The organism is Pseudomonas sp. AL 58 (assembly GCF_036348395.1).
In the GTDB taxonomy this organism is placed as follows: domain Bacteria; phylum Pseudomonadota; class Gammaproteobacteria; order Pseudomonadales; family Pseudomonadaceae; genus Aquipseudomonas; species Aquipseudomonas defluvii.
The window spans coordinates 36,750-50,829 of the sequence record NZ_JAZBQR010000007.1 but is presented as its reverse complement, the minus strand read 5'-3'; the positions used below and the strand labels follow the sequence as shown (position 1 = coordinate 50,829).

12 protein-coding genes are annotated in these 14,080 nt (G+C 59.4%); 3 read left to right on the top strand and 9 right to left on the bottom strand.

Translation table 11 applies throughout. The annotated features are described in order from the left end of the window. Nucleotides 1-19 precede the first annotated feature (19 nt). The 3 genes from rpoD to rpsU form a co-directional block, all read right to left on the bottom strand. Nucleotides 20-1,870, bottom strand: a complete 1,851-nt coding sequence (gene rpoD / locus UIA24_RS10745; RefSeq protein WP_065759045.1) for an RNA polymerase sigma factor RpoD — start codon at nucleotides 1,868-1,870, stop codon at nucleotides 20-22. Nucleotides 1,871-1,938: 68 nt separating this feature from the next. Next, a complete protein-coding gene (gene dnaG, locus UIA24_RS10740; RefSeq protein WP_330522823.1) occupies nucleotides 1,939-3,912 on the bottom strand; it encodes a DNA primase in 1,974 nt (657 codons plus the stop codon). A gap of 301 nt (nucleotides 3,913-4,213) precedes the next feature. Continuing rightward, nucleotides 4,214-4,429, bottom strand: a complete 216-nt coding sequence (gene rpsU, locus UIA24_RS10735; RefSeq protein ID WP_002551877.1) for a 30S ribosomal protein S21 — start codon at nucleotides 4,427-4,429, stop codon at nucleotides 4,214-4,216. Nucleotides 4,430-4,629: 200 nt separating this feature from the next. On the opposite strand from rpsU, the gene tsaD reads away from it, so the two are divergent. Beyond that, nucleotides 4,630-5,655, top strand: a complete 1,026-nt coding sequence (gene tsaD, locus UIA24_RS10730) for a tRNA (adenosine(37)-N6)-threonylcarbamoyltransferase complex transferase subunit TsaD (protein ID WP_102052168.1) — start codon at nucleotides 4,630-4,632, stop codon at nucleotides 5,653-5,655. Between the two features lie 26 nt (nucleotides 5,656-5,681). Here the strand turns inward: tsaD and plsY are convergent, their stop codons facing one another. After that, nucleotides 5,682-6,251, bottom strand: coding sequence for a glycerol-3-phosphate 1-O-acyltransferase PlsY (gene plsY / locus UIA24_RS10725; protein WP_102052167.1), 570 nt, complete (start codon nucleotides 6,249-6,251; stop codon nucleotides 5,682-5,684). 74 nt (nucleotides 6,252-6,325) lie between these two features. Here plsY and folB point away from each other — a divergent pair, with 74 nt between their 5' ends. Next, a complete protein-coding gene (gene folB / locus UIA24_RS10720) occupies nucleotides 6,326-6,679 on the top strand; it encodes a dihydroneopterin aldolase (RefSeq protein WP_065759041.1) in 354 nt (117 codons plus the stop codon). Next, nucleotides 6,670-7,227 (top strand): 2-amino-4-hydroxy-6-hydroxymethyldihydropteridine diphosphokinase, encoded by a 558-nt coding sequence (folK, locus tag UIA24_RS10715; protein ID WP_330522822.1) that lies wholly within the window; start codon nucleotides 6,670-6,672, stop codon nucleotides 7,225-7,227. Before folB ends, folK begins: the two co-directional genes overlap by 10 nt. Here the strand turns inward: folK and UIA24_RS10710 are convergent. From UIA24_RS10710 to glpE, 5 genes are all read right to left on the bottom strand, one after another. Further along, nucleotides 7,224-8,453: a multifunctional CCA addition/repair protein gene (locus tag UIA24_RS10710; protein WP_330522821.1), complete on the bottom strand. Its 1,230-nt coding sequence runs from the start codon at nucleotides 8,451-8,453 to the stop codon at nucleotides 7,224-7,226. The two genes, folK and UIA24_RS10710, sit on opposite strands and share 4 nt — an antisense overlap. A 60-nt stretch (nucleotides 8,454-8,513) precedes the next feature. Next, nucleotides 8,514-10,076, bottom strand: a complete 1,563-nt coding sequence (locus UIA24_RS10705) for a SpoVR family protein (protein ID WP_065759038.1) — start codon at nucleotides 10,074-10,076, stop codon at nucleotides 8,514-8,516. Next, entirely contained in the window at nucleotides 10,073-11,344 is a 1,272-nt protein-coding gene (locus UIA24_RS10700; protein WP_065759037.1) for a YeaH/YhbH family protein, read from the bottom strand. The genes UIA24_RS10705 and UIA24_RS10700 overlap by 4 nt, the downstream gene beginning before the upstream one ends. A 196-nt stretch (nucleotides 11,345-11,540) precedes the next feature. Then, nucleotides 11,541-13,463 (bottom strand): PrkA family serine protein kinase, encoded by a 1,923-nt coding sequence (locus UIA24_RS10695; protein ID WP_065759036.1) that lies wholly within the window; start codon nucleotides 13,461-13,463, stop codon nucleotides 11,541-11,543. A gap of 282 nt (nucleotides 13,464-13,745) precedes the next feature. Further along, on the bottom strand, nucleotides 13,746-14,075 hold the full coding sequence (gene glpE, locus UIA24_RS10690; protein ID WP_065759035.1) for a thiosulfate sulfurtransferase GlpE: 330 nt from the start codon (nucleotides 14,073-14,075) through the stop codon (nucleotides 13,746-13,748). Nucleotides 14,076-14,080 lie beyond the last annotated feature (5 nt).

Sequence of the window (14,080 nt, the reverse complement as noted above, 5' to 3'; positions counted from 1 at the left end):
CGAGGGCCGGGGTTTGTCATCACTCGTCGAGGAAGGAGCGCAGATGCTCGCTTCGCGTCGGGTGGCGCAGCTTACGCAGTGCCTTGGCTTCAATCTGACGGATCCGCTCACGGGTCACGTCGAACTGCTTGCCGACCTCTTCGAGGGTGTGGTCGGTGTTCATGTCGATACCGAAACGCATGCGCAGCACTTTGGCTTCGCGTGCGGTCAGGCCGGAGAGCACGTCACGGGTTGCTTCCTTGAGGCTTTCGACAGTGGCCACATCAATTGGCGACTGCATGGTCGAGTCCTCGATGAAGTCGCCCAGATGCGAGTCTTCGTCGTCACCGATCGGGGTTTCCATGGAGATCGGCTCTTTGGCGATCTTCAATACCTTGCGGATCTTGTCCTCAGGCATTTCCATGCGCTCACCCAATTCCTCCGGCGTCGGCTCGCGCCCCATTTCCTGCAGCATCTGCCGGGAAATACGGTTGAGCTTGTTGATCGTTTCGATCATGTGTACCGGGATACGGATGGTGCGAGCCTGGTCGGCAATGGAACGGGTAATCGCCTGACGGATCCACCAGGTGGCGTAGGTCGAGAACTTGTAGCCGCGACGGTATTCGAACTTGTCCACCGCCTTCATCAAGCCGATGTTGCCTTCCTGGATCAGATCGAGGAACTGCAGGCCACGGTTGGTGTACTTCTTGGCAATGGAGATCACCAGACGCAGGTTGGCCTCGACCATTTCCTTTTTCGCGCGGCGGGCCTTGGCCTCACCGATCGACATGCGACGGTTGATGTCCTTGATTTCGGCAATCGTCAGACCGGTTTCTGCTTCCAGGTCTACCAGCTTCTGCTGGCAACGCACGATGTCGGCGTCCAGGCGGCCCAATGCTTCAGCCCACTTGGTGCTGCGCTTGGCAAGATCGCCGCTCCAGGTCAGGTCGACTTCGTTGCTTGGGAACATGCGCAGGAAGTCGGCACGTGGCATACGTGCATCACGTACGCACAGCTGCATGATTGCGCGTTCCTGGGCCCGCAGGCGTTCCAGGGCGCTACGTACACGCTCGACCAGTACTTCAAACTGTTTTGGAACCAGTTTGATCGGCATGAACAGCTCGGCCAGTTGCAGCAGTTCGGCGATGCCTTGCTTGCTGTTTCGACCGTGCTTTTTCAGCACCTTGACCGTTGCTTCGAGCTGCTCGGCCACAGCGCCGAAACGCTGGCGAGCCACTTCCGGGTCCGGACCGCTTTCGGTCTCTTCCTCGTCGTCGGAGGCTTCGGCAGCCTCTTCCTCGTCGTCATCAGCGACCGCAGCCGGAGCGGCTTTGGTGTCGACCGGTGGCGGCATTTCGGCCGGCGCGGCGATGCCGTCATCCGGGTCGATGTAGCCACTGAGCACGTCGGACAGACGGCCGCCTTCGGCGGTTACACGGTCGTATTCGCTGAGGATGTAGTCGACAGTACCCGGGAAGTGGGCAATCGCACCCATGACTTCACGGATGCCTTCCTCGATGCGCTTGGCGATTTCGATTTCGCCTTCACGGGTCAGCAGCTCAACCGTACCCATTTCGCGCATGTACATGCGCACTGGGTCGGTAGTGCGACCAATGTCGGTTTCCACAGCTGCCAACGCGGCGGCCGCTTCCTCGGCGGCGGCTTCGTCGGTATCGGCTTCGGCCAACAAAAGGGCATCCGCATCCGGAGCACTCTCGAATACGTTGATCCCCATGTCGTTGATCATGCGGATGATGTCTTCCACCTGCTCCGGATCTGAAATATCCTCTGGCAGGTGGTCGTTGACCTCCGCGTAAGTCAGGTAGCCCTGCTCACGACCGCGGGTGATCAACTCTTTGATGCGAGACTGCTGTTGCGCTTTTCCGGACATAACACCCTATCCACTGAAGGTCTTGGCGGGCAAAAAAACAAGCCGAGGATTATACCCGAGCATGGACCTCACGCGCCAGTTGAGGTCGGGTTTTGTGCGGGAACATTACGGCTTAACAGGTCGCGCAGCTGATTTTTTTCCTCTGCGCTCAGTTCACTTTGACGTGCTTTCCTGAGCAAATGTTCCAGGCTGCGCTCGCGTTGGCGAGCGGACAAGCTAGTTATAGTGTCGAAAAACTGTTGTTCAAGGTTGTCGGCATCGATCAACCATTCCTTTTCTGCCAGCGCTCGCAGCAAGCGGCCTTGTTCTGTGCCGTGCCAGCGTGCGATCAGCTGTAATGAGCGTAGCTCAGGATTTTTCTGCAAGGCCTCAAGCAGCGCCACCAGTAGCTGAGCGTAATGGTGCTCTTCGGCAGCGAAGTGGCTGGCGTCCTCGACTTTTTTGGCCAGTCGCGGGTGGTGCAGCAGTGTACGCAGAGCGCTCAGCGTAGGTGGCTCGACGGCGGTCGGTACCCGTGGCGGCGCCTCTTGATTGCGGCCATTGCGCTCCCATGGCTTGCCTTTCTTGTCCCAGGGCTTGCCGTCCCACTTCTTTTTCTGGCCACCCTTGTTCGGTGTCCACTGCTGCTGTGGTGGCGTGTATTCGGCCTGATGAAAATCATTGTAATCGGGTGTGTAGTCGGGCATCGCACCGTAGTCGATGCCCGGGTCGTAGCTGGGCGGCGCTTCGGTGGGCGCACTGTGCGACAGCTGCTCGACCTGCTCGCTATTGAGGCCGGTAATTTCCTTCAGCCGATTACGCATCAGGGCGCGCAGGTTTGCACCGGGCACTTTGTCGATCAGCGGTGCGGCGAGGGTGGCCATGTGGGCCTTGCCTTCGAGCGAGCGCGGGTCGGCCTCTTCGGTCAGTCGTTGAAAAAAGTAATCGGCAAGCGGTTGAGCGTGCTGGTTGATCCGTGCGCGGAAGGCGTCTGTGCCTTCGGCGCGAATCAGGGTGTCAGGGTCTTCACCTTCGGGCAGGAACAGGAAGCGTGCCTTGCGACCATCCTGCAGGCTCGGCAGTGCAGCTTCCAGTGCGCGCCAGGCGGCATTGCGGCCAGCCTGGTCGCCGTCGAAGCAGAACAGCACGCTGGGCACCACGCGGAACAGGCGCTTGAGGTGTTCTTCGCTGGTGGCTGTGCCCAGGGTGGCTACGGCATTGCGCAGGCCTTGCTGGGCCAGGGCGATGACGTCCATGTAGCCTTCTACGACGATAATTTCATCGAGATTGCGGTTGAACTTGCGCGCTTCGTAGAGCCCGTACAGCTCCTGGCCTTTGTGGAATACAGGCGTCTCCGGGGAGTTCAGGTACTTGGGCTTGTCGTCCCCCAGCACGCGGCCACCAAAGGCGATGACGCGGCCCCGGCTATCGCGGATCGGGAACATGACGCGATCGCGGAAGCGGTCATAGCGTTTGCCGGTTTCGGCGTTCTCGATCAACAGCCCGGCGTCGATCATGGCTTTTTGCTGCAGTGTATCGCTGCTGAGGTGCTTGAACAGGTTGTCCCAGCCGGGCGGGGCGAAGCCCAGGCCGAAGTCACGGGCAATTTCACCGGACAGGCCACGCCCTTTGAGGTATTCGACTGCTGATTTGCGCGTCGGGTGGCTTTTCAGGGCCTGGCGGTAGTACTCCGCGGCGGCTTCCAGCAGTGGATAGAGCGGTGAATCGGTCGGTTGCCGGGGCTTGTGCCCGCGCTGGCCTTCTTCGCGTGGCACTTCCATGCCGGCCGCTTTGGCCAGTTCCTCGACAGCCTGGGGAAAGTCCAGGTTGTCGTGGTCCATGATGAAGCCCAGGGCGTTGCCACCAGCGCCGCAGCCAAAGCAGTAGTAGAACTGCTTGTCGGGGCTGACGCTGAAAGAAGGGGTCTTCTCTTTATGGAACGGGCAGCAGGCGGTGAGGTTCTTGCCGGCTTTTTTCAGTTGGACGCGTGAACTCACCACATCGACGATATCGGTGCGGTTGAGGAGGTCGTCAATGAAACTTTGGGGTATCAGCCCGGCCATGGCACTCTCATCATCAGGCGATAAACCAGTGTAATCGCTAATGCTGCGGGAACGGCTGCGCATTCGAGCGTGGTCGAATGTTCATAACACAAGTGTGGAAGAGTGTGCTCGCCTGCAGCCCGTGAGGACTCGTCAGTGTTGACGTGCACAGCTGGCGTGATGCCAGTTCTGACGATTGGAAGGCCTGCTTCAACCGACGAGCGGTTTCTGCAGCTCAGGTGTTTAGGCCTGAGTAAAACATCATCTGCCGACAACCCGGCGTTTAGACCGGGTTAGGCAGAAGCGTGGTCGAACGTCTGTATTAGTACAGACGAACGGCGCGGCGCTGCTCGCGCTGGACTTTCTTGGCGTGACGCTTAACTGCAGCAGCAGCCTTGCGCTTACGCTCGGAAGTCGGCTTCTCGTAAAATTCGCGGCTACGAACTTCAGCCAGTACACCGGCTTTTTCGCAGGAGCGCTTGAAACGACGCAGAGCTACGTCGAAGGGTTCATTCTCTTTAACTTTGACGGCTGGCATCCAGAGCTACCTTCATTTAGTACCGGGGCAACGTACTCGTGGCAAAAATGTGCGCTGGAGAACGTCGGTTTTTAAGGGTTGCGGATGTTAACCCTTAGACGCTCGGAATGCAAAGCCTCTGATCGAAAACCGCTGGTCGGCATCGGGTGCGGGGACTATCATGCGCGCCTTCGAATTCAGCCTATACAAGGCATAGACCCATGCTAGTACTGGGATTGGAAACATCCTGCGACGAAACCGGCGTCGCATTATACGACAGTGAGCGCGGTTTGTTGGCCGACGCGCTGTTCAGTCAAATCGACCTTCACCGTGTCTACGGCGGGGTGGTGCCCGAGCTTGCCTCGCGTGATCACGTCAAGCGCATGCTGCCGTTGATCCGGCAGGTGCTGGCCGAGGCCGACTGTGTCGCGACCGAGATCGATGCCATCGCGTATACGGCAGGCCCCGGGCTTGTCGGTGCGTTGCTGGTGGGTGCCTCCTGCGCCCAGGCCCTGGCGTTTGCCTGGGGCATCCCGGCGTTGGGCGTACACCATATGGAAGGCCATCTGTTGGCGCCGATGCTGGAGGCCCAGCCACCGGAGTTCCCGTTCGTCGCCTTGCTGGTTTCGGGTGGCCACACCCAACTGGTCCGGGTGGATGGTATCGGTCGCTACGAACTGTTGGGCGAGAGCCTGGATGACGCAGCAGGTGAGGCGTTCGACAAGACCGCCAAGCTGATCGGCCTGAACTATCCGGGCGGGCCGGAGATTGCCCGCCTTGCCGCTCAGGGTGTACCGGGACGCTTTGTCTTCCCGCGGCCTATGACTGATCGTCCGGGCCTGGATTTCAGCTTCAGCGGCCTGAAAACCTTTGCCCTCAACACCTGGCAGCAATGCCAACGCGCTGGGGACGACGGTGAGCAAACCCGTTGCGACATCTCGCTGGCCTTCCAGCAGGCAGTGGTGGAGACTTTGACAATCAAGTGCCGGCGTGCCTTGAAGCAAACCGGCCTCAAGCGGCTGGTGATTGCCGGTGGGGTGAGCGCGAACAAGGCCTTGCGTGCGTCGTTGGAAGACATGCTGGCCGGGCTCAAAGGCAATGTGTATTACGCGCGCCCAGCATTCTGTACCGATAACGGGGCGATGATTGCCTATGCCGGCTGCCAGCGTTTGGCCGCCGGGCAGCACGAAAGCCTGGCAATTACAGTGCAGGCGCGTTGGCCGATGGAGCAGTTGCCAGCGCTTTGAAGCTGAAAGCCATTCATGTTTCAGGTTCAGAAGTGTCGTTCGCGCCCGGCGAAAAGGTCGCGTAGATTGCCGCGATGGCGCCAGACGATCAGTATCGTCAGTACGCTTATCGGCAGCAGTGCCTCAGGTTCGCGCCAGGCCAGCAAGGGCAGGGTGAGCGGTGTGGCGATCAACGCGGCCAGCGAGCTGGTACGGGTCAGGCGGAAGGTAAGCAGCCAGGCACTGATGGCCAGTAGAGCAGCCGGCGGGTAGAGGCCAAGGAGCATGCCGGCGGCAGTGGCAACGCCCTTGCCGCCACGAAAGCGAAAGTACACCGGGAACAGATGGCCGATGACGGCGTACAGGCCGATCCAGGCTTGTTGTTGCAAGCCAAAGCCCAGCGCTTGCGCGATCAGTACGGGCAGCAGGCCTTTGCAGAGATCGCCGAGCAGGGTCAGGATGGCGAGTTTTTTCCCCGCCAGGCGCAGCATGTTGGTCGCGCCGGCGTTGCCTGAACCGCTCATGCGCGGGTCGGGGCAGCCGTTCAGGCGGCTGAGTAGGATGGCAAAGGACAGCGAGCCGAGCAGGTAGGCGAGCAATGCCAGTAACCAAAACATGCTAACTATTCCGGGCGAGGACGCCCTGATTCTAACGGCGCAAGGCGCCCTTGTCGTGCAGCGGAGAAAAGTGCTTGGACAGAGTGTTCATCGAAGGGCTGGAAGTCGATACCGTCATCGGTGCTTACGATTGGGAGCGCGGTATTCGCCAGTGCTTGCGGCTGGACCTGCGATTCGCCTGGGACAATCGCCCGGCAGCCGCAGGTGATGACCTGACGCTGGCCCTCGATTACGCCAGTGTGTCGGCGCGCATCCAGGCTTTTGCCGAGCAGGCGCAGTTCCAACTGGTGGAAACCTTTGCCGAGCGCTTGGCCAAGGTGCTGATGGACGAATTTCAGATTCCCTGGCTGCACCTCAAGCTGACCAAGCCCGGCGCCGTCCCGGAAGCCAGCGGGGTGGGTGTGGAGATTGAGCGCGGATGTCTCTGACCACGGTTTACCTTGGGCTTGGTAGCAATACCGAGCGAGAACGGCATTTGACCGCAGGGCTTGATGCGCTGGCATCGTTCCTTGTGGACATGCATTGTTCAGCGGTGTTCGAGAGCCAGGCGGTGGGCATCAAGAGTGGCCCGTTCTTCAATCTGGTGGTGGTAGCGAAGACCGATTTGCCGCTGACGGAGCTGGATCGTCGGTTGAAGTTCATTGAGGCCGACAACGGTCGCTATGCGCCTGAGCGCAAAGGCCTGCCGCTGGATATCGATGTGCTGCTGTACGGCGATCTGGTCGGTAATTTCGATGGTCTGGTGCTGCCGCGTGCCGAAATTCTGAAAAATGCCTTCGTGCTCTGGCCATTGTCGCTGATTGCCCCCGAACTGGTTCATGTGGAGGTCGGTAAGACCATGGCTCAGTTATGGGCCGATTCGCATATCGAACAGGTGTTGGCGCCTGTACCGTTCGAGTGGCGTGGTCAGCAGCTGACGCGTCAGGACAGCCTTGGCGGCGATGCAAGCGCCGCCAAGGCTGATCAGGCGTGCTAGTGTGCGGCCGCGTCCTTGTAGGCCTTCAGCGCCTTCAGTCGCTCTGATTTAAGTGCATCACCCAAGGCTTGTCCCGTCAGGCCTTGCTGCACTAATGGCTGGACTGCGACCGCGCGTGCTGCAGCAGCCGCCCCACGCAGGTAATCCGCTTGTGGGTAGGCTCGCTGCTCCAGCCCAAGGCGCCCACGGGCGTCCATTTCGCAGGCCGCGATGAACTCCTCAAAACGCTGTGGGCGGCGATACACATCGAAGCTCTGCAACAGCTCCAGCAGGGTCGACGCCTTGAGCTCCAGAGCTCGGTGGCTGTGGGTGTGGTACTCGCCGACCAGTATTGCCAGTTCCTGGCAGTCTCGCGGTGCCTTGAAGCGTTGGTTGACCGCTTTGATCAAGGGCCGCCCGCGATGCTCGTGGGCAATGTGCTGTGGCCATTGCGCTTCAGGGGTCAGGGCTTTGCCCAGGTCGTGCAGCAGGCAAGCCCAGCGCACGCTGAGGGGCTGTTGATGCACGGCCGCCTGTTCCAGTACGGCGAGGGTGTGCAGGCCGGTGTCGATTTCCGGGTGGTGTGCAGCCGGCTGCGGTACACCGAACAACGCATCGACCTCGGGCAGCAACTCCTTCAGCGCACCACACGCCCGGAGCACCTCAATGAAGACCTGTGGCTGGTCTTCCATCAGTGCGCGGGAGATTTCCTTCCAGCTGCGTTCTGCCGTAAGGGCCTGGAGTTCCCCGGAGGCGCTGAGTTGGCGCATCAGTTCAAGGGTTTCCGGAGCCACCGTGAAGCCCAGGTAGGCATACCGCGCGGCGAAGCGGGCTACACGTAATACGCGCAGGGGATCTTCGGCGAACGCCGGGGAAACATGGCGTAAGATGCGTGCTTCGAGATCGCGGATGCCGTTGTAGGGGTCAAACACCTGGCCGTGTTCGTCCTCGGCGATGGCATTGATGGTCAGGTCGCGGCGGATGAGGTCTTCTTCAAGGGTGACCTCGGGGCTTGCGTGAAAGGTGAACCCGCCATAGCCACGCCCGCTCTTGCGCTCCGTGCGTGCCAGCGCATATTCCTCGCCGCTGCGTGGATGCAGGAAAACCGGAAAGTCGGCGCCGACCGGGCGATAGCCCAAGGCTTGCATCTGCTCGACTGTCGCGCCCACTACCACCCAGTCGATATCTGTTACGGGCCTGTTGAGCAGGCGGTCACGTACCGCGCCGCCGACCTTGTAGATGTGCATTAAAAAACCTCCGTTGATGCCACAGGATACCCTGTCCGGCAGCAACGGAGGCTGGCTTCGCTACAGGTGTACGACGGCCAGGTCGAGGCGACCGTAATCGCCGTCCGAGTGTTCGCCTTTGGGCGGCACATGGTGGGTTTTGACGATCTGGTCGCCCTGCAGGGTTTCCAGGTGGATATCGAAGCCCCAGAGACGGTGCAGGTGTTTGAGTACTTCTTCGGTGGAGTCCCCCAGGGGTTTTCGGTCGTGCTGCTGATGGCGCAGGGTCAGCGAGCGGTCGCCTCGCCGGTCAATGCTCCAGATCTGCACGTTGGGCTCGCGGTTGCCCAGGTTGTATTGGGCGGCCAGGGTTTCACGAATGGTCCGGTAGCCGGCTTCGTCGTGGATCGCGGGCACCAGCAGGTCGTCGCGTTGGTCATCGTCAAGGATGCTGAACAGCTTGAGGTCGCGGATGACCTTGGGCGACAGGTACTGCAGGATGAAGCTCTCGTCCTTGAAGCTGCTCATGGCGAACTTGATGGTCGAGAGCCAGTCGCCACCCGCGATGTCGGGGAACCAGCGACGGTCTTCTTCCGTGGGGTTTTCACACATGCGGCGAATATCGCGGTACATGGCAAAGCCCAGGGCATAAGGGTTGATGCCGCTGTAGTAGGGGCTGTCGAAACCTGGCTGGAATACCACGCTGGTGTGCGACTGGAGGAACTCCATCATGAAGCCGTCGGTCACCAGCCCTTCGTCGTACAGGTCGTTCATCAGGGTGTAGTGCCAGAAGGTAGCCCAGCCTTCGTTCATCACCTGGGTTTGCCGTTGTGGGTAGAAGTACTGGGCGATCTTTCGCACGATGCGCACCACTTCACGCTGCCAGGGCTCAAGCAGCGGTGCATGCTTCTCGATGAAATACAGGATGTTCTCCTGTGGCTCGGCCGGGAAGCGTGCGTTGTCTCTGTCGCTGTTCTTGTCACTGTTCTTGGGTATGGTGCGCCACAGGTCGTTGATCTGTTTCTGCAGGTGTTCTTCACGGTCCTTTTGCCGGCGCCGTTCTTCTTCGGCAGAGATCGGGTAGGGGCGTTTGTAGCGGTCTACACCGTAGTTCATCAGGGCATGGCAGGAATCGAGCAGGTCTTCCACGGCATCAATGCCATGCCGCTCCTCGCACTGGGTGATGTACTGCTTGGCGAACACCAGGTAGTCGATGATCGAGCTGGCGTCAGTCCAGGTGCGGAACAGGTAGTTGCCCTTGAAAAAGCTGTTGTGGCCATAGCAGGCATGGGCCACCACCAGCGCCTGCATGCAGATGGTGTTTTCTTCCATCAAGTAGGCGATGCACGGGTCGGAGTTGATGACGATCTCGTACGCCAGGCCCATCTGGCCGCGGCTGTAGGACTTCTCGGTGCTGAGAAAGTGTTTGCCATACGACCAGTGGTGGTAGCCCAGCGGCATGCCGACCGAGGCATAGGCGTCCATCATCTGCTCGGCGGTGATCACCTCGATCTGGTTGGGGTAAGTGTCCAGGGCATAGCGCTCTGCCAGGCGGCCGATCTCACGGTCATAGGCCTGGATGAGTTCGAACGTCCATTCGGACCCCGTGGAAATGGGTTGGCGCTTCTGTTCTCTGGCGGTCATGTCACTAACCTGCGCTGGAAGAGTTCACGGAAGACCGGATAGATATCACCGGCCGATACCAGTTGTTGCTGGGCGAATGTGTCGGGGAAGGACTCGCCGATGCGCTCATACTCGAACCACAGGGCCTGGTGCTCGCGTGGGGTAATCTCGACGTACGTGTAGTACTGCACGAAGGGCATGATCTGCTTGCTGAGGATCTCGCGGCAGATCGGCGAGTCATCATTCCAGTTGTCGCCGTCCGAGGCCTGGGCGGCGTAGATGTTCCACTCGTTGGCCGGATAACGTTCGGCCATGATCTCCTGCATCATTTTCAGGGCGCTGGAAACGATGGTGCCGCCCGTCTCCCGTGAATAGAAAAACTCTTCCTCGTCCACTTCGCGGGCACTGGTGTGGTGGCGGATGAACACGACTTCGATCTTGTCGTAGTTACGCTTGAGGAACAGGTACAGGAGGATGAAAAAGCGTTTGGCGATGTCCTTGGTTGCCTGGGTCATGGACCCGGAAACGTCCATCAGGCAGAACATCACGGCTTTTGAGCTTGGGTTGGGCTGTTTGACCAGCAAGTTGTACTTGAGGTCGAAGGTATCAAGGAAGGGGACGCGATGAATGCGCGCACTCAATCGCTCTATTTCCGCTTCTATGGCTTGAATGTCGCCGAAATTGTCAGGTTCTTCCTGTTTCAGTCGGGCAAGTTCTTCCTGAGCCTCGCGCAGTTTGGCGCGGCTGCTGCCAGACAGGGCAATACGCCGTGCATGGGCAGAACGCAATGTGCGAATGATGTTGATGCGTGACGGGTTGCCTTCGTTGCTGATACCGGCGCGTACGGTTTTGAAGGTGTCGGTACCGGCCAGGTGACGCTTGACCAGGTTGGGCAACTCGAGATCCTCGAACATGAATTCGAGAAACTCTTCCTGGGTGATCTGGAAGACGAACTCGTCCATGCCTTCGCCGGAGTTACCGGCCTTGCCGCGTCCACTGCCGCCACCGCCGCCTTGAGGGCGGGCGATATGTTCGCCAGCGGTAAACTCCTTGTTGCCGGGGTGGACGACGGTCTGCTTGCCGCCGCGGCCATGGTGCAGCACCGGCTCGTCAATATCGCGCCCGGGAATACTGATCTGCTCGCCGTGCTCCATATCGGTAATGGAGCGGCGGCTTACGGCCTCCTCGACGGCTTTCTTGATGTGGTCGCGGTAGCGCCGCAAGAAGCGCTGGCGGTTAACCGTGCTCTTGTTCTTGCCGTTCAGACGTCGGTCGATCACATAGCTCATGACTGCTCCTTATGAAGCCGTCTTGGAAAACCTTTGGCGGGTCAATCGGCCAGAACATCCGAAACGGACTGCTCGGGTACGCACTGAGTGTGGCTGAACCACGCCGCCAGCTTTCCGACAACTTCCCTCAAGCCTGTGTAGCAGATATTGCTGACACAGGCTCTGGGCTAACGACAACCGGTGCTCCGGTTGCGGGTTATTGTGACTTTCTGACCCGCAGGTACCACTCGGAGAGCAGCCGGACTTGCTTGTCGGTGTAACCGCGTTCCACCATCCGTGTGACGAAGTCGTTGTGCTTTTGTTGATCCTCTTTGCTGGCTTTGGCGTTGAAGCTGATGACAGGCAGCAGGTCCTCGGTGTTGGAGAACATTTTCTTCTCGATGACCACACGCAGCTTCTCGTAGCTGAGCCAGGTCGGGTTCTTGCCGTTGTTGTTGGCCCGGGCGCGCAGCACGAAGTTCACGATCTCGTTGCGGAAATCCTTCGGATTGCTGATGCCGGCCGGTTTTTCGATCTTCTCCAGCTCCTCGTTGAGGGCAATGCGGTTGAGGATCTCGCCGGTTTCCGGATCGCGGTACTCCTGGTCCTGAATCCAGAAGTCGGCGTAGAGCACGTAGCGGTCGAAGATGTTTTGACCGTACTCGCTGTAGGACTCCAGGTAAGCGGTCTGGATTTCCTTGCCGATGAACTCGATGTAGCGGGGCGCCAGGTACTCTTTCAGGTAGCGCAGGTAACGCTCGCGCACTTCAGCTGGGAACTGTTCCTGTTCGATCTGCTGCTCCAGCACATACAGCAGGTGTACCGGGTTGGCGGCGATTTCGTGTGGGTCGAAGTTGAAGACCTTGGACAGGATCTTGAAGGCAAAACGGGTTGAAAGGCCGTTCATGCCTTCATCGACCCCAGCCGCGTCGCGGTATTCCTGGATCGACTTGGCCTTTGGATCGGTGTCCTTGAGGTTTTCGCCGTCATAGACGCGCATCTTCGAGTAGATGTTGGAGTTCTCTGGCTCCTTGAGGCGCGACAATACGGTGAACTGGGCAAGCATCTTCAGGGTGTCGGGCGCGCAATGGGCCTTGGCCAGGGAGCTGTTGAACAGGAGTTTGTCGTAGATCTTGATCTCATCGCTGACGCGCAGGCAGTACGGCACCTTGACGATGTAGATCCGGTCGATGAACGCCTCGTTGTTCTTGTTGTTGCGGAAGCTGTGCCATTCCGATTCGTTGGAGTGGGCCAGCAGGATCCCGGAGTAGGGGATCGCGCCCAGGCCTTCGGTACTGTTGTAGTTACCTTCCTGGGTTGCGGTAAGCAACGGGTGCAGGACCTTGATCGGCGCCTTGAACATCTCGACGAATTCCATCAGGCCCTGGTTGGCCCGGCACAATGCCCCCGAGTAGCTGTAGGCGTCAGCGTCGTTCTGTGGGTACTCCTCCAGCTTGCGGATATCGACTTTACCGACCAGTGCAGAGATGTCCTGGTTGTTCTCATCGCCTGGCTCGGTCTTGGCTACCGCGATCTGGTTGAGGATCGAGGGGTAGAGTTTGACCACCTTGAACTTGCTGATGTCGCCGCCGAACTCGGACAGGCGTTTGGTGGCCCATGGCGACATGATGGTATTCAGGTAGCGCCGTGGAATGCCGTACTCTTCCTCAAGGATGCTGCCGTCTTCCGCGGCATTGAACAGCCCCAGCGGAGACTCGAAAACGGGCGAGCCCTTGATGGCGTAGAAGGGCACTTTCTCCATCAACTGCTTCAGCTTTTCTGCCAGTGACGATTTACCGCCGCCGACCGGACCGAGCAGGTAGAGAATCTGCTTCTTCTCTTCCAGGCCCTGAGCGGCGTGGCGGAAGTAGGAGACGATCTGGTCGATGCATTCTTCCATGCCGTGGAAGTCTTCAAAGGCCGGGTAGCGCCGTATAACCTTGTTGGAGAAAATCCGCGACAGCCTCGAGTTGTGCGAAGTGTCGATCAGCTCTGGTTCGCCAATAGCCATCAGCAGGCGTTCGGCCGCCGAAGCATAGGCACTGCGATCTTTCTTGCAGAGCTCTAGATACTCTTGCAGCGAAAGTTCTTCCTGACGGGTGGACTCGAAACGTTGTTGGAAGTGGCTAAAAATACTCATGACGTCACCTCGCTCGATACGTGGAGCCGACGCCGGATCAGTCAGCTGATGCTGGCAAACAACCGGATGCCCGATTGCTTCATACCCCCCAGAACACCTGTAAAATCGCTACCGATGACCCGCACGCCGGTGTACCGGCTCTCCCCTTTTTGGATGGCCTGAGCCTAAGAATAGTTCGGAATCGGGGAGGTCAAGGGTGGTTGCGTGATAAGTTCGCCACGACCGTTCGTCAGATCTGGCGCCAGCCCACAGGGGACGTGGGCTGGAGGACCGTGAAAAAAATTATTCGGCGTCGCCTTGAGCGGTTTGCTCGGGGTAGACGCTACGCCACAGTTCGAAACCGCCATCAAGGCTGTAGACGTCGGAAAAGCCCTGGCTGACCAGATAGGCCGCTGCGCTTTGGCTGGAATTACCGTGGTAGCAGACCACCACCAGCGGGGCATCGAGGTCGGCATTGCGGATGAAGTCGGCAACCGACTGGTTATCCAGGTGGTGAGCACCTGTGATGTGGCTGGCGGCGTAGGTCTGTGGATCGCGAATGTCGACCACGACCGCACCTTGCTCACGCAGCGCTTGGGCTTGCTCGGGAGGGATGCGTTTGAATTCGCTCATGGGGG

Excerpts from the sequence above, each read along its gene's own strand:
- tsaD (WP_102052168.1), top strand. The coding sequence starts at position 4,630 with ATGCTAGTACTGGGATTGGAAACATCCTGCGACGAAACCGGCGTCGCA.
- plsY (WP_102052167.1), bottom strand. The coding sequence starts at position 6,251 with ATGTTTTGGTTACTGGCATTGCTCGCCTACCTGCTCGGCTCGCTGTCC.
- folK (WP_330522822.1), top strand. The coding sequence starts at position 6,670 with ATGTCTCTGACCACGGTTTACCTTGGGCTTGGTAGCAATACCGAGCGA.
- glpE (WP_065759035.1), bottom strand. The coding sequence starts at position 14,075 with ATGAGCGAATTCAAACGCATCCCTCCCGAGCAAGCCCAAGCGCTGCGT.
- rpoD (WP_065759045.1), bottom strand. The coding sequence starts at position 1,870 with ATGTCCGGAAAAGCGCAACAGCAGTCTCGCATCAAAGAGTTGATCACC.
- dnaG (WP_330522823.1), bottom strand. The coding sequence starts at position 3,912 with ATGGCCGGGCTGATACCCCAAAGTTTCATTGACGACCTCCTCAACCGC.
- UIA24_RS10695 (WP_065759036.1), bottom strand. The coding sequence starts at position 13,463 with ATGAGTATTTTTAGCCACTTCCAACAACGTTTCGAGTCCACCCGTCAG.
- rpsU (WP_002551877.1), bottom strand. The coding sequence starts at position 4,429 with ATGCCAGCCGTCAAAGTTAAAGAGAATGAACCCTTCGACGTAGCTCTG.
- UIA24_RS10705 (WP_065759038.1), bottom strand. The coding sequence starts at position 10,076 with ATGACCGCCAGAGAACAGAAGCGCCAACCCATTTCCACGGGGTCCGAA.
- UIA24_RS10710 (WP_330522821.1), bottom strand. The coding sequence starts at position 8,453 with ATGCACATCTACAAGGTCGGCGGCGCGGTACGTGACCGCCTGCTCAAC.
- UIA24_RS10700 (WP_065759037.1), bottom strand. The coding sequence starts at position 11,344 with ATGAGCTATGTGATCGACCGACGTCTGAACGGCAAGAACAAGAGCACG.